The organism is Streptomyces sp. 71268, assembly GCF_029392895.1.
In the GTDB taxonomy this organism is placed as follows: domain Bacteria; phylum Actinomycetota; class Actinomycetes; order Streptomycetales; family Streptomycetaceae; genus Streptomyces.
Window position 1 is genome coordinate 882478 of the sequence record NZ_CP114200.1, and the last position, 14518, is coordinate 896995.

The window sequence follows — 14518 nt, forward strand, 5'->3', positions numbered from 1 at the left end:
CGCGGCCGCGCGAGGCGGCGCGGAAAGGAAAGGGGAAAGGGTCAGCTGCCGAATGGCGGCGGCGGTGCCCGTCCGGAGTAGGGGGTGAGGTGGCGCGTGTCAGGGCCGACGTACGGCGCCGTCGGCGGCGCACGCCAGCCGACGGGCGGGGCGAACACCACCGGCACGGGCAGCAGCGTGGCGCCCGGGGGCGCCGCGGCGTGCCGGGTGCCGGAGTGGTCCGCGTACAGCCGTGGCCAGGTGCCGTTGGGCCGGCCGTGCGGCCCCCGCACCTCCGGCCCTGACCCGCGAGCCTGCTCCGCGTCGCGCCCCACGGCGGCCGACCCGGCGGTGGAGCCCGAGGGGGTGGGGCTGCCGGGGGTGGTGTGGCCGGGGTTGGTGGCGCCGGATGGCGCGGGGGCCTCGGCGGCCGCACCGGGTGCGGCAGGCGCGACACCGGCATCGGCCCGCGCCGGGACGGGCCCGAACGACGACGCGGCGGCGTACGCGGGCTGGGAGGCCGACGACAGCAGACCGAGGACGCCGACGAGGACGGCGACGACGGCCGCCGTCAGCCGCCGCGCCCGGTCCGCGCCAGCGCTCACCGGTCCGCGCGAGGCGGCTGCCGTACGCCGTGTCATGCCGCCTCCCCTTCCGTCGGGCCCACCCGGTCGTCGCGTCGCCACGGTCCCGGGGGCGGCGAACGCACGCGGGCTGACGAGGCTACCGTCGCGGCCCCACCAGGTCAGCTCTGCCGGCGGCCATCGGCCCGGGCGCGGTGGTCGGGCCTGGCCGCTAGGTTAGCCCGCCGCCGGGCGAGGGGGGCGATGCCACGGTCCCCGGCCGCTCGGGCACCGGGGCCCGTCCCGCGCGGCCGGCTCCCGTGATGGGCGCGTGGGTGGCGGGTCAGCGGCTCGCGAGGGCCAGTTGCAGGCCCAGGCCGACGAAGGCCGCGGCGAAGGTCCGCCGCATCCAGGCCAGCACCGTGGGGCGGGAGACGATGTGGTCGCGTACGGTCGCGGCGAAGGCGCCGTAGATCACGAAGACGACGAACGTCATGGCCATGAAGACGGCCGAGAGCGCCAGCATGTGCGGCAGGGAGTTGTCGCTGTCGGCCGGGACGAACTGGGGCAGGAACGCCAGGAAGAACATGGACAGCTTCGGGTTGAGGAAGTTGATCAGGATGGCGGTCCAGGTGACGCGCGCCGCCGAGTTCTCCTTCGACTGTCCCCCGCCGTCCGTGTCGATCTTCATCGCCCCCTTCTCGCGCAGCGTCTGCCAGGCGAGGAAGAGCAGGTAGCCGACGCCGGCCCACTTGAAGCTCTCGAAGGCCAGCGCGCTGGTGTGCAGCACCGCGGCGAGACCCGCGATGGCCGCGGCCAGGTGCGGGACGATCCCGAGGGTGCAGCCGAAGGCCGCCACGACCGACATGCGGAATCCGCGCGTCAGGCCCGTGCCGACGGTGTACACCGCCCCGGTGCCCGGCGAGACCACGATGATCAACGCGGTGATGAGGAACTCAACGCTCATGGGCAGGCGCTCCCTTGATGGCCCGGCAACTCTGCGGCGTCCGTCGGGGACGACACTACTGCGGGGCGTCGGGCTCGTCGGCGGGGACGCCCGGGAGCGCTCGTGGCCCACCGCGCGGCGAACCCATGCGCATCGGGACCGCTTGGTGGGGCCGCCGGCCGGAAAAGCCCTTTGGACCCGGCTGTCGACAGCGTGGCGACACTAGCTTAGGCTCACCTAAGTCCAGTTGGCTCGCCCCGTCGGCGTGCTCATCGCCATGCCCTGGCGCGGGTGGCCGGCTGAGCACGGGCCCACTCCGCACGGCTTCGCCGGGCAGGCCAGCGCGCGAACGGTGGCGCGTGCCCGCCCCGCCTGGGGAGTGCCCAACTGGCGGGCCCGGCAGAACGAAGGAACGACGAACCTCAACATGAGCACGACGACAGTGGAGCGCCCCGCTCCCGGCGGCCTCACGGCCGTCCGCCGGCGGCGGAGCGTGGGCCTGGGCACGCTGGTGGTGGTCCTCGTCGTCGCCGCGGGGCTCTCGCTGGCGGTCGGCGCACGCGCGCTCAGCCCCGCCGAGGTCTGGCACGGGCTGTTCGCCGCGCCCGACGCCGACCAGCGGCTCACCGAGATCAGGCTCATCATGCGCACCGTGCGGGTCCCCCGGACGGTGCTCGCGGTCGTGGCGGGTCTCGCGCTGGGGGTGGGCGGGGCGTTGATCCAGGGTTACACGCGCAATCCCATAGCCGATACGGGCCTGCTGGGGGTGAACGCCGGCGCCTCGTTCGCCGTGGTGACGGTGATCGCCGTGTTCGGGTTGACCGACCCGCTCCAGTACGTCTGGTTCGCCTTCGCCGGGGCGGCGGTCGCCGGCGTCGTCGTCTTCGGCCTGGCGAGCATCGGACGCGGGGCGGGCAACCCCCTGACGCTCGTCCTGGCCGGACAGGGCATCACCGTCTTCCTCACCGCGATGACCACGGGCGTCGCGCTGTCCGACCAGAAGTCGCTGAACGCGCTGCGGTTCTGGAACTCGGGCTCGGTGGCCGGCGTCGGGTTCGACGTCATCTGGCCGGTGACCGCGTGCGTGGCTGTCGGCCTGGTGCTGGCGGCGATCACCCTGCCCGCCCTCAACCTGCTCAACCTGGGCGAGGACGTGGCGCGGGGGCTCGGGGTCAACATCGCGGCGAGCCGGACCCTCGGCATCGTCGCGATCACCCTGCTCGCGGGGGCGGCCACGGCGGCGTGCGGGCCCATCGCGTTCCTCGGGCTGATGGTGGCCCACGTGGCGCGGTACCTGACCGGCCCGGACTACCGCTGGCTGGTGCCGTACGCGGGCGTGCTCGGCGCCGTCGTCCTGCTGGTGTGCGACATCGTGGGGCGCCTGGTGGTACGGCCGGGCGAGCTGGACGCGGGGGTGGTGGTCGCCCTCCTCGGCGCCCCGTTCTTCGCGGTGCTGGTGTGGCGAGGGAAGTTCAAGAGCGCATGAACGCGGCAGACGTGAAGACATCGGTGGCGCCGGGCGTACGGCTCGGTCCCCTCTCGTTCGTGTGGCGGCCCTGGCTCGTGCTGGTGACGCTGGTGCTGGCGGCGGTGACGTTCCTGCTGTTCTGCCTCTCCATCAGCGTCGGGGACTTCGCCATCAGCCTCCCCCGGGTGGTCGCCACCGTCTTCGGCCGGGGCGAGCGGATCGACGAGTTCGTGGTCATGGACCTGCGCATGCCGCGCGCCCTGGCCGGGGTCGTGGTGGGGATCGCGCTGGGGGTCTCCGGGGCGATCCTGCAGTCCCTCGCGCGCAACCCGCTCGCCAGCCCGGACGTGCTGGGCATCACCGGCGGGGCCAGCGCGGTCGCGGTGTTCCTGGTGACGGTCTCCGGCGGCACCACGGCCGCGGTGGTCAGCTCCGTCGGCCTGTCAGCGGCGGCGCTCGCCGGCGGGCTCGGCACCGGGCTGCTGGTGTACTTCCTGGCCTGGCGGCGCGGGATCGACGGCCTCCGGCTCATCCTCATCGGCATCTCGGTGAGCGCCGTGATGGAGGCGGTGACGACCTGGCTGCTCACCAAGGCCGACATCAAGGACGTGGCCAAGGCCCAGGCGTGGCTGGTCGGCTCGCTGGACGGCCGGTCCTGGGACCAGGTGCGGGTGGCGTTCTGGTGCACGCTCGTGCTGTGCGTCGTCGTGGCCGCGGTCGCCTTCCAGTTCAAGCCGATGCACCTGGGCGACGAGGTCGCCGCCGGCCTCGGTGTGCGGTACGGGCGGGTGCGGGCCGTCCTGATGCTGTGCGCGGTGCTGTTGGCCGCCGCGGCGGTGAGCGCGGCCGGCCCGGTCCCGTTCGTCGCGCTGGTGGCGCCGCAGGTGGCGATGCGGCTGGCGCGCTGCCCGACGCCACCGATGGTGGCCTCCGGTCTGGTGGGCGCGCTGCTGCTGATCGGCGCCGACCTGATCGCGCGCACGGCCCTGCCGGTCTCGCTCCCGGTGGGCGTGGTCACCGCCGCGATCGGCGGCCCGTTCCTCGTCTATCTGCTCGTACGGGCGAACCTCAGGTAATGGCAAGCGGGAATGGCGAAGCTCAGCGAGGGGGGATTGTGAACGCTCGGTTCGGCACCACGACCGAGTCCGACGCCGGGGGCGTCGTACGGTTGGCCGCCAGGGACATCACGGTCGGGTACGGCGGCCAGACGGTCATCGACGGCCTGGACGTGACGATCCCGACGGGGGTGGTCACCACGATCATCGGGCCCAACGGTTGCGGGAAGTCCACCCTGTTGCGCACCCTGACGCGGCTGCTCAAGCCGGCCAGGGGGGCGGTCGTGTTGGACGGCGAGGACATCGCCACGCTCAGGACCCGGGACGTGGCCAAGAAGCTCGGCCTGCTGCCACAGGCGCCGGTCGCGCCGGAGGGGCTGACGGTGTCCGACCTGGTCGCCAGGGGGCGGCACCCGCACCAGAGTTGGCTGCGGCAGTGGTCGTCGGACGACGCCGACATCGTGGCGAAGGCGCTGGCGATGACCGGGGTGTCCGAGTTGGCGCAGCGCCCGATCGACTCGCTGTCCGGCGGGCAGCGCCAGCGCGTCTGGATCTCGATGACCCTGGCGCAGGGCACCGACCTGCTGCTGCTCGACGAGCCGACCACCTACCTGGACCTGGCGCACGCGATCGACGTGCTCGACCTGGTGGACGACCTGCACGAGTCCGGCTGCACCGTGGTCATGGTGTTGCACGACCTCAACCTGGCCACGCGCTACAGCGACCACCTCATCGTGATGCGGGCGGGATCGATCCTCGCGCAGGGGACCCCACGGGAGGTGATCACCGCCGAACTCCTGGAGGAGGCGTTCGGGTTGCGCGCCAAGGTGATCGACGACCCGGTGGGCGACCGGCCGCTGATCGTGCCGATAGGCCGTACGCACGTCCGGCTCGACCCGTAGGCCCCGGCGCACGGGCACGCGGCTTGGCGCCGCCCGGTCGCGGACGGCGTCGCTTGCGGCCCGCGTGAACCGGCCACTCACGTGCCGGCCGCCGGCGACCCATCCGCGCCGTCCGCCACCGGACTTGGCCTGACCACACGTAGCGGCGAGCCCCTGCCGCCGGCCGGGAGCGGACGGCATCACTTAGGCTAGGCTGGCCTAAATTAACGGTATATCGTATGGCTGCCCACGGGCCGCCGTGGACAGTGCGAAAGCAAGGGATGACGCATGCCTTTCCCCCGAACGATGCTGGCAGGCCCACGGCGGCGGATAGCGGCGGCGCTGTCGGCCGCGGCCCTCGGCGTCACCCTCCTCGCGGGATGCGGTTCCGACACCTCGGACAAGGAGAGCGACGCCGGCCCGGCGGCCGGTGGCGGCACCTTCCCGGTCACCGTGGAGCACGCCTTCGGGTCCACGGAGATCACCAAGGCCCCGCGCCGCGTCGTGACCGTGGGCTACACGGACGACCAGGCCGTCCTGGCGCTGGGCGTCAAGCCGGTCGGCATGGTGGACCAGTACCCGAACCCGGCGGGCAAGTCCCCCGACATCAACACCCAGTGGCCGTGGGTGAAGGACAAGTGGGGCGAGACCCGTCCCGAGGTCATCATGGAGAACGGCGACTCGGGCCCCAACTACGAGAAGATCGCCTCGCTCCGGCCCGACCTGATCATCGCCGTCTACTCCGAGATCGACAAGGCCGCCTACGACAAGCTCTCCAGCATCGCCCGCACGGTGGCCCGCACCAAGGGCGAGAAGGAGCCCTTCAGCGCCCCGTGGCAGGACAACGCGGTGCACATCGCCAAGGCGCTCGGCAAGGAGGACGAGGGCACCAAGCTGGTGCGCGGCATCGAGGGCAAGCTCAACGCGGCGAAGAAGGCGCACCCGGAGTTCGCGAAGCAGAAGGCCGTCGTGCTGTCCTGGTACAAGGACTCGGTGGCCCCCTTCACCTCCACCGACGTGCGTGGACGACTGGTGACGGGCACCGGCTTCCGGTACCAGACCGAGATCGACAAGATCGCCGGCGGCAGCTTCTCCACCGAACTCTCCCCGGAGCGCATCGACCTGGTGAACGTCGACCGCGTCTTCGTCATCAACGACAAGGCCGACACCGAGGCGCTCAAGAAGTTCAAGCTGTTCGCCAACCTGCCCGCCGTCAAGCAGAACAAGGTGTCATACCTGCTCGACAGCGAGGGCCCGGCGGTCGGTGCCGCCATGTCCCAGGGCACGCTGCTGTCCCTGCCGTACGCGATCGACGAGCTCGTCAAGTCGGTCAAGTAGGGATGACACGCCAACCCCTGGGCCGCCGGCCCGGCCCGGTGCGGGGATGAAGGGCACCGACCCCGGTGCGGCCGCGGCGGCGAGGCTGCGTACGGCGAGCGGGCGCGAGGCCACCCGTTGGGTGGCGGTGCACTGCCGACAGGTCCCGTGGCTGACGGCCGCCACCGCACTCACCACGGTGGCCGGGGCCGCGCTCCAGGTGCTGCCGCTGCTCCTGCTGGGCCGGGTGGTGGACGCGGTGGTGGCCGAGGAGTCCCGTTCGGTGCTGGTCACGGTCGGGGGCCTGATGGTGGCCGCCGCGCTGCTCGGCGCGGCGGCCACGGCCGCCTCGACCTACCTGATCGGGCGGTTGGGCGCCGACCTGCTCGCCCGACTGCGCGAGTCCGCCGTCCGCGCGGTGCTCGGGATGCCGAGCGCGCGCGTCGAGCGGGTCGGCCGGGGCGACGTGCTCTCCCGCGTCGGTGACGACGTGGCCATCCTGTCCAAGGGCATCCGCACGGCCGTGCCCACCGTGTTCTCGGCCGGCGTGCTGGTCACCATCGCCACCGTGGGCATGTTCGGGTTGGACTGGCGGCTCGGCCTGGCCGGCGCCGCCGCGCTGCCCGCCTACGCCCTGGCCCTGCGCTGGTACCTGCCCCGCTCCGCGCCGCTCTACCAGCGCCAGCGGACGGCCCAGGCCGACCGCGCGCAGGCGTTGATCAGCGGACTGAACGGGATCGACACGGTCCGCGCGTACCGCCTTGAGGACGCCGTCCGCGAGGAGGTGACCCGCGCGTCGTGGCGGGTGCGCGACCTCGGCGTCGAGGTCTTCCGCTCCTTCGGCCGGTTCGTAGGCCGGGAGAACCGCGCCGAGTTCATCGGCCTCGTGCTGATCGTGGTGGTGGGTTACGCCCTGCTGGAGGCCGACGCGGCGCGCCTTGGCGAGGTGTCGGCGGCCCCGCTCGTCTTCCACCGGCTGTTCACCCCGCTGGGCGCCATCATGTTCACCTTCGACGAGGCGCAGAAGTCGGGCGCCAGCCTGACCCGCCTGGTCGGAGTGGCCAAGGAGCCCGCCGCTAAACGGTTGGTGGGTCACGCCACGCTGGCGCCCACGGACGCGGGGCCCCAGCCGGTGACGGTACGGGGCCTGACCTTTCGCTACCCCGACTCAGAACAGCCGGTGCTGCGCGAGGTGGACCTGACCGTCCCGGCGGGTGGTTCGCTCGCGCTGGTGGGGGCGACCGGCGCGGGCAAGTCGACGCTGGCCGCCCTCGTCGCGGGCATCGGCACCCCGCAGCGCGGATCGGTGCGCGTCGGGCCGTACGACCTGGCCGAGCTGGACGAGGCCGGGGCCCGGGCCCTGGTGAGCATCCTGACGCAGGAGACGCACGTGTTCGCGGGTTCACTCGCCGACGACCTGCGGCTCGCCGCGCCCGAGGCCAGCGAAGCCCGACTGCTGGCCGCCCTGCGCACGGTCGGCGCCGACGGCTGGGTGGACCTGCTCCCCGACGGACTGGCCACCCCGGTCGGCGAGGGCGGCGAGCGCCTCGACGGCACCAAGGTCGCCCAACTCGCCCTGGCCAAACTGGTGTTGAACGACGCTCCGGTGGTGGTGCTGGACGAGTCGACCGCCGAGGCGGGCAGCGAGGGCGCCGCCGACCTCGACCGGGCCGTACGGGCCGCGTGCGCCGGCCGCACCGCGCTGTTCGTCGCGCACCGGCTGACCCAGGCGATGGCGGCGGACCGGATCGCCGTCCTCGACGCGGGGCGCGTGGTGGAGGAGGGGACGCACGACGAGTTGGTGGCCCTGGGCGGCCAGTACGCGCGACTGTGGCGCGCCTGGCGCGAGGGCGGCTAGTGCGGCCCCCGCGCCCAGCGCCACCGAAGGCCGCGCCCACCCACCGGCCCGAGGCCCGCGCCCGACCCGTACCGCTCACGCCGCACACCCTGGAGGCGATGGCCCCGTGCTGAAGACCACCGCCCGCCGGCGGCCCCGGCCCGGCGCGGACATCCTGCGGGCCGCGCTGCGCCGCAACGTCGGCGCCATGGCCTGGGGCACCGTTCTGATGGGCCTGTACCAGGCGGGCGAGACGGCGTTCCCGATCGCGCTCGGCCTCATCGTCGAGCACGCGCTGCGGGACCGGAGCCCGGCCGCGCTCGGCCTGTCGATCGGCGCCCTCGCGGTGATCATCACGACGGTGTCGCTGTCGTGGCGGTTCGGGATGCGCGTCCTGCAGAAGGCCAACACGACCGAGGCGCACCACTGGCGCGTACGGGTGGCCGGCTGCGGGCTCCAACCGGTGGCCAGGGACGTGGACCTGAAGTCCGGCGAGGTGCTGACCATCGCCACCGAGGACGCCGACCAGACCGCCGACATCATCGAGGTGGTGCCGCTGCTGGTCAGCTCCCTGGTCGCGGTGGCGGTCGCGGCCGTCGCGCTGGGCCTGGCCGACCCGCGACTCGGCCTGCTGGTGATCGTGGGCACCGCCGCGATCCTGTCCGTGCTGGCCGTCATGTCGCGGCGGATCGGCGCCAGCACCCGGGAGCAGCAGACCCGGGTGGCGCGGGCGGGCGCCAAGGTCGCCGACCTCATCATCGGCCTGCGCCCGCTGCACGGCTTCGGCGGCAACCACGCCGCGTTCGCCTCCTACCGGAAGCTGAGCGCGGACGCGCGGGAACAGGCGATCACGGTCGCCAGGGCGCACGGCGCCTACGAGGGCGTGGCGCTGGCCCTGAGCGCGGTCCTGGCCACCGCCGTCTCCCTGACGGCGGGCTGGCTGGCCTTCGGCGGCCAGATCACCATCGGCGAGCTGGTCATGGCGGTGGGCCTGGCGCAGTTCATCATGGAACCGCTCAAACTGTTCTCGGAGATGCCCAAGTACGTGATGATCGCGCGCGCGTCGGCCGAGCGGATGGCGCTGGTGCTCGGCGCGCCGCCGGCGCACGTACCGGGCACGCGGAGCCCGGCCCCCGGCGGCGGGCTCGACGTCGACGCCGTGCGGTACGGGTCGCTGCGCGGGCTGACGTTCGAGGTGCCGGCCGGCGACTTCGTCGCCATCGCCGCCTACCAGCCGCGCGCGGCCGCCGAGTTGGCGTCCGTCCTCGCGGTGCGCGTCGCGCCCGGGGCGTACGAGGGGGGGGTGCGGGTCGGCGGGCAGGCCCTGGCGGATCTCTCGATCGAGGCGGTCCGCGCGCACCTGCTGGTCAACCCGTACGACGGGGAGATCTTCGCCGGCACCCTGCGGACGAACATCGACCCGTCGGGCACCAGCGCGTTGGTGAGCGAGGCCGTCGAGGCGTCCCTGCTGACGGACGTGGTCGCCCTGCACCGCGACGGCCTGGACCACGCGGTCCGCGACCGTGGGGCCAACCTCTCCGGCGGTCAGCGGCAGCGGCTGTCCCTGGCCCGCGCGCTCGCCGCCGACGCCGACATCCTGGTCCTGCACGACCCCACGACGGCCGTGGACGCGGTCACCGAGCAGCTCATCGCGCGCAACCTGGCGCGGTCGCGCCGCGGCCGCACCACGATCGTGATCAGCGGCAGCCCGGCCCTCCTGGACGTCGCCGACCGCGTCCTGGTCCTGGACGACGGCGTCATCACCGCCGAGGGCACCCACCGCGACCTGCTCGCCAACGACACGCGCTACGCCGCCGCCGTCGCCCGCTGACATGCCGTCGCCCGTGGGCCAGTTGGCCGGGCCTGGTCGCCTGGTGAGCCGCGCGAGGGGCCCTGCCGCCACCGTGGGTGGCGGCAGGGTGACGTTGGCGAGCCGGCGGCCGGGTGGTCAGTCCTGGTGCCTGACGCGCACGTCGCGGATCTCGACCTCGCCGTAGTTGTCGTCGGCGCACGGTGAGGAGTTGCCGCAGTGCGCCTGGGTGTAGGCGCCGGTCTTGAAGTAGTTGGTGGGGTCGGAGTGGGCGATGGTCGTCTCCAACCTGCCGTTGAAGTACACCTTGACCTGGCCCTTCGCGACCACGTAGCGGACGGTGAAGACCGTGCCGAGCCGGTAGTCGTCGGTGATCAGGTGGTGGTGGGTGGTGTCGCCCTTGGTGACGTAGAGCTTGGTGCCCTCCAGGCGCAGGGCGGTGACGTCGTCGTCACCACCGTGGATCTGGGCGCCGACGACGTGCGGCTTGCCCTCCGGGAGGTGGGTGAACGCCTCGCGGACGGTCATGGTGTGCTTGCCGGAGGTCGATGACCACTCGATCTCGTCCGAGCCGTCGCTCTCCATCTCCCGCAGTTCGGTACGGGGGTTCTTCGACCCGCTGGTCGTGACGCCGTTGACGGGGGCGCGGAACCTGACCGCCTTGCCGGACCTGGTGACCGTGAAGTACGGGTCCTTGGAGTAGCCGTCGAGTTCGGGTTGGAAGATCTCCGTGGGCTTCTCCTCCTCCCCGATGGGCAGCGTCACCTTCCAGTTGTCGAGGTCCAACACCTCGGACGGCAGGTCGGGACGGCCGCCCTGGGCGGCGGCGGGCGCGTCGGGGCCGGCCGGCGCGTCGGCAGCGTGCACGGACACCGGCGCGACGAGCGCCGTGGTGAGGGCGGCGACCGGCAGGGCGGACGCCAGGGCCAGCCGGCCGCGCCTGCCCCGCCCGGGGCGTGCGGAGTCGTTGTGTGTCACGGGGTCTGTCCTCCGTCGTTACGAGGGGGTGTCGCCCGGAGCGGGCCTGCGCCAGGCCCGCTCCGCGGCGTGTCGGAGGTGACGTTAGGGCCGGGTGGTGGGGACGGGTCCCAAAACGCCGAAGCCGCTGGCCGGGTGCCCGGTGCGCGGACGTCAGCCGGCGCCGGGGGCCTCGCCGACGTGCGAACTCGGCCACCCGAGATCGTCCTCCATCAGCTCCAGGTCCGGCGGCACCAGGGTGGTCGAGGCCACCAGCCCCCGAAGCAGGTTGTGCAGGAGGCTGTTGTCGGACGGACGCTCCTCGGGGTTCTCGTGCATCAGCGGGTACTTGAAGCCGGTGCGGTGCAGCCGGCGGCGTACGGCCTCCACCCGGTACTCGATCTTGCGGACGGTCCAACCGGCGTCCGGGCGCAGATAGCTGAGCTGCTCGGCGGCCCGGCCGTACGTCAGCGGGCGCGGGTCCGGCTCGTACTCCAGGTAGTGCTGGCCCAACACGACCAGCAGCAGCCGCTCGTCGTCGGTGAGCGCCCACCGCTCCGGCTGGACGGTGTCCGCCGACCGGCTGGAGACGGGGCCCCGGTCGTCGTGGTCGGTGACGTACAGCTCGACGAGGTGTTCCCGGTGGCCCGAGCCCTGCACGAACAGGGGCGTGTAGCCGGTGGCGAGCGGGATCGGCTCGGAGGTGGCGTGCATCATCCGGCCCCGGGGCAGCCGCACGAGCTGCTGCCCGATGTTCCGCAGCCACCAACCCCCCTGCCGGTACGTCAACTCCCCGTGACGCCGGCTCACCCGCCGGTCGTCCACGCCCACGCCCAGGTCCGTGCCCGGCTTGTCGCCGCGCCCGAAGCGCACGGTCAGGCCCGGCCGGGGCGGGGCGGTGAGGTCGCCGCTGACCGTCCGCGCGTGCAGGGTGCCGGGCCGCCCGGGCGGGACACCGCGCGCCAAGCTGTCAGAGCCGCTCATCGCTCTCTCCTCAAGGTCGTCGTACCGCCCGAGCAAGGCGTTCGGGCCATCGTCCACCCGCCGTCGCGGGACCCCTCCCGACGGCGCGCCTAAGGGTCGGCGGACCCCACCCTCGACGGCGAACAGGGGTACCGCACTCGCAGTCTGCCAGCCGATCATGGCCCCGGGTGAGGGCCTGTTCGCCACCATGTGGGGCACGCTCCGGACCGATTGGGACAGGTGTGCCCAGGCACGGTGCGACAGCCCGGGGAATTAGGTCGGAAACGGAGAGTGGCGGGCCTTGTACGCAGTACATTCGGTCCGCGACCGCGGTCCGCGTAGCGCTCAACCGCGGTGGTTCCAGCCTGTGGTGAGGGGAGTGGCGTCGTGCGCCCGGGGGAGAGAGTAGGCAAGTACCGGCTCACGGACGGACCCCTCGAAGGCGGTCGGGGAGCCGTCTGGTTCGCCGTCGACACGGAGTTGGACCGCAGCGTCGTCCTCAAGCGCGCCCGGCTGGAGAACAGCGGCCCCGGGGCCTTCGAGGAGTTGCTGGCCGAGGCGCGGGCGCTGGCCAAGTTCAGCCACCCGCACGTGGTGACCCTCTATGACGCCGTGCGCACCGGCAAGGACAAGCGCGCCACGTTCTGGCTGGTGATGGAGCACGTGCGGGGCGGCAGCCTGGACGCCCCGGTGAAGCTGGCTCCCCAGCACGCCGCGGCCATCGGCGCGCAGATCGCCGACGCGCTGGCCGCCCTGCACGCCAAGGGGCTCGTGCACTGTGACGTCAAGCCGGGCAACATCGTGCTGACCGAGGAACACGTGGCCAAGCTGGCCGACTTCGGCGCGGCGCACCGGGTGGACTCCAGCGCGACGATCACCCCCAACGGGCCGCTCAGCCTCACGCCCGCCTACGCCGCCCCCGAGGCGTTCCGCGGGGCTCCCGAACGGGCCTCCGACGTCTTCTCGCTCGGCGTCACGCTGTACGTGCTCACGACCGGAACCCCGCCGCTGCGCGGCCCCGGGCACGTGGTGCGGCTGGAGGCCATCAGCCCGCACATCGGGCCGCTGAGCGCCCTGGTCACCGCGATGCTGCACACCGACCCGCGAGCTCGGCCCACCGCCGGCGCGGCGCACCAGGCGCTCACGGACCTCGCGGGCGGGGCGCGGGACCTCGCCACCCTCCCCCTGAACAAGATCACCGTCCCCTTGCCTGACCCGACCGTCGGACGCGGCCTCCCCCCGAGGCCTCGCCCGCTGCCACCGGGCGTCCCGCGGCGCGGTCCGCTGCTCGCGTCCGGCGCGCTGGCCGTGGCGGCACTGGCGGTGGCCGTACCCCTGTTGTGGCTGGGCCTGTCCGACGACGGCGACGGCGCCACGGACCAGGCCGGGCCGTCACCGAGCAGACCGTCCGCCACCTCCCTGGCCTTCCTCGGCGAACCCCGGACGGCCGACCCCTGCGCGCTGCTGGACGCCAGGGGGTTCGACGCGTACGAGGCCACCGAACTCGACCGCCACCAGGGCAACTTCAACCGCTGTGACGTCCTGCTCCTGGAGGGCAACGAGGATGTCGTGGACGTCCGGGTGGAGCTGGACGCCGACGAACTACCGGAGGGCGAGAAGAGTCGCACCACGGGCCGGGTCACCGTCGTGGAACCCGCCGTCGAGCGGGACAGGTGCGAACGGGCCCTGGCGGTCACCGGCGTCCGCGAGAGCAGCCTGCGGGTGACCGTGGCGGCGCGGGAACCCGACCAGGTCAAGCAACACCTGTGCGACACCGCCGAGATCGCCACCCGGCACGCGGTCAAGGTGCTGAACGACGGAGAAGTCCCGCGGCGCGACGGCGACTTCGCGGCCAACTCACTGGCCCGCCAGGACGCGTGCACGCTGCTCGACGTGGCGGCCCTGGCGAAGGTGCCCGGCGTCGACGCCGGGGACCCGGACGCCGGGTTCGGCCACTGGGCCTGCCAGTGGAAGTCCACCACCGCGGACATCGAGGTGGACCTGCAGTTCGACCAGGGCAGGCTGCCGAGCGGCAAGGACGCCGAACGGACCAAGGTGGGCGATCGCTCGGCCGTCGTCCTGCCGGACTACGACGGCACCGGCTCCTGTCGCATCGAGGTGGTCCACCGCCCGTACATGGGACCGGACCGTATGGAGGGTACGGAGCGGGTGGCCCTCACCGCCAAGGGGGACGACCTCAAGGGCTCCGCCTCCTGCACGCTGGCCAAGGACCTGGCCCGTTCGGTCGTCGAGTCCCTCCCACCGGCCTGACACCCCACTCACCCGCTCCACCCGCGCGCCTCACCCCGCCACGGGCAGCGTGACGTGCCCGCCGCAGCGGTCGCACTTCGGCAGGTAGGGGTTGTCGCTGGCCGCCAGCGCGCAGGCGGAGCAGAGCAACTGGCCGCACGAGGCGCAGATCAGGGCCTTCCCCTCCAGCGCGCCGTCGTGGCTGACCGTCACGGACGACGCGGACTGGAGCGCGACGCCGAGCGTCCTGGCGCACCGGCCGCACTCCACGGTCTCGCCGTCGGCCAGGCCGTGATCAACCCACGGCCTGGAACCGACCGCTCCCCCGGACGGCGCGGGACGCCTCTTCCCGCCGAACCTCCGAAACAGGCCCATGACTTCCTCCACGTGGTCGGGGCCCCATCACAACCCCACCCGTGCGGGACCGGTCCGAAAGCCCGCTCCCCCACTCCCGCCACTCCCCCGAAATCCTCCACGTCACGGCAACCGTTC

At 73.2% G+C, this 14518-nt stretch carries 12 protein-coding genes; 7 read left to right on the plus strand and 5 right to left on the minus strand.

Annotated features, from left to right (window positions below):
* Positions 1-41: 41 nt before the first annotated feature.
* Positions 42-620: a hypothetical protein gene (locus OYE22_RS03140; RefSeq protein WP_277318967.1), complete on the minus strand. Its 579-nt coding sequence runs from the start codon at positions 618-620 to the stop codon at positions 42-44.
* 265 nt (positions 621-885) lie between these two features.
* Positions 886-1509, minus strand: a complete 624-nt coding sequence (locus tag OYE22_RS03145; protein ID WP_277318968.1) for a LysE family translocator — start codon at positions 1507-1509, stop codon at positions 886-888.
* 406 nt (positions 1510-1915) lie between these two features.
* Between OYE22_RS03145 and OYE22_RS03150 the strand changes: the two genes are divergently transcribed.
* The 6 genes from OYE22_RS03150 (at position 1916) to OYE22_RS03175 (ending at position 9877) form a co-directional block, all read left to right on the plus strand.
* On the plus strand, positions 1916-2974 hold the full coding sequence (locus OYE22_RS03150) for an iron ABC transporter permease (protein ID WP_277318969.1): 1059 nt from the start codon (positions 1916-1918) through the stop codon (positions 2972-2974).
* On the plus strand, positions 2971-4032 hold the full coding sequence (locus tag OYE22_RS03155; RefSeq protein WP_277318970.1) for an iron chelate uptake ABC transporter family permease subunit: 1062 nt from the start codon (positions 2971-2973) through the stop codon (positions 4030-4032). Before OYE22_RS03150 ends, OYE22_RS03155 begins: the two co-directional genes overlap by 4 nt.
* Before the next feature lie 38 nt (positions 4033-4070).
* Positions 4071-4913 (plus strand): ABC transporter ATP-binding protein, encoded by an 843-nt coding sequence (locus OYE22_RS03160; protein ID WP_277318971.1) that lies wholly within the window; start codon positions 4071-4073, stop codon positions 4911-4913.
* 267 nt (positions 4914-5180) lie between these two features.
* Positions 5181-6230 (plus strand): iron-siderophore ABC transporter substrate-binding protein, encoded by a 1050-nt coding sequence (locus OYE22_RS03165; RefSeq protein ID WP_277318972.1) that lies wholly within the window; start codon positions 5181-5183, stop codon positions 6228-6230.
* 46 nt (positions 6231-6276) lie between these two features.
* The gene (locus tag OYE22_RS03170; RefSeq protein ID WP_277318973.1) at positions 6277-8067 is read left to right on the plus strand and encodes an ABC transporter ATP-binding protein; all 1791 of its coding nucleotides are present in this window, start codon (positions 6277-6279) and stop codon (positions 8065-8067) included.
* A gap of 187 nt (positions 8068-8254) precedes the next feature.
* Positions 8255-9877: an ABC transporter ATP-binding protein gene (locus OYE22_RS03175; protein WP_277323961.1), complete on the plus strand. Its 1623-nt coding sequence runs from the start codon at positions 8255-8257 to the stop codon at positions 9875-9877.
* A gap of 117 nt (positions 9878-9994) precedes the next feature.
* Here the strand turns inward: OYE22_RS03175 and OYE22_RS03180 are convergent, their stop codons facing one another.
* Entirely contained in the window at positions 9995-10834 is an 840-nt protein-coding gene (locus OYE22_RS03180; protein ID WP_277318974.1) for a polysaccharide lyase family 7 protein, read from the minus strand.
* Positions 10835-10987: 153 nt separating this feature from the next.
* Positions 10988-11797, minus strand: a complete 810-nt coding sequence (locus tag OYE22_RS03185; protein ID WP_277318975.1) for an FHA domain-containing protein — start codon at positions 11795-11797, stop codon at positions 10988-10990.
* Between the two features lie 366 nt (positions 11798-12163).
* Between OYE22_RS03185 and OYE22_RS03190 the strand changes: the two genes are divergently transcribed.
* The gene (locus OYE22_RS03190; protein WP_277318976.1) at positions 12164-14047 is read left to right on the plus strand and encodes a serine/threonine-protein kinase; all 1884 of its coding nucleotides are present in this window, start codon (positions 12164-12166) and stop codon (positions 14045-14047) included.
* Between the two features lie 30 nt (positions 14048-14077).
* On the opposite strand, the gene OYE22_RS03195 is transcribed toward OYE22_RS03190, so the two are convergent.
* Complete coding sequence (locus OYE22_RS03195) at positions 14078-14401, minus strand: hypothetical protein (protein WP_277318977.1); 324 nt, start codon at positions 14399-14401, stop codon at positions 14078-14080.
* Between the last annotated feature and the right edge of the window lie 117 nt (positions 14402-14518).

Excerpts from the sequence above, each read along its gene's own strand:
- OYE22_RS03140 (WP_277318967.1), bottom strand. The coding sequence starts at position 620 with ATGACACGGCGTACGGCAGCCGCCTCGCGCGGACCGGTGAGCGCTGGC.
- OYE22_RS03145 (WP_277318968.1), bottom strand. The coding sequence starts at position 1,509 with ATGAGCGTTGAGTTCCTCATCACCGCGTTGATCATCGTGGTCTCGCCG.
- OYE22_RS03150 (WP_277318969.1), top strand. The coding sequence starts at position 1,916 with ATGAGCACGACGACAGTGGAGCGCCCCGCTCCCGGCGGCCTCACGGCC.
- OYE22_RS03155 (WP_277318970.1), top strand. The coding sequence starts at position 2,971 with ATGAACGCGGCAGACGTGAAGACATCGGTGGCGCCGGGCGTACGGCTC.
- OYE22_RS03165 (WP_277318972.1), top strand. The coding sequence starts at position 5,181 with ATGCCTTTCCCCCGAACGATGCTGGCAGGCCCACGGCGGCGGATAGCG.
- OYE22_RS03170 (WP_277318973.1), top strand. The coding sequence starts at position 6,277 with ATGAAGGGCACCGACCCCGGTGCGGCCGCGGCGGCGAGGCTGCGTACG.
- OYE22_RS03175 (WP_277323961.1), top strand. The coding sequence starts at position 8,255 with ATGGCCTGGGGCACCGTTCTGATGGGCCTGTACCAGGCGGGCGAGACG.
- OYE22_RS03185 (WP_277318975.1), bottom strand. The coding sequence starts at position 11,797 with ATGAGCGGCTCTGACAGCTTGGCGCGCGGTGTCCCGCCCGGGCGGCCC.
- OYE22_RS03195 (WP_277318977.1), bottom strand. The coding sequence starts at position 14,401 with ATGGGCCTGTTTCGGAGGTTCGGCGGGAAGAGGCGTCCCGCGCCGTCC.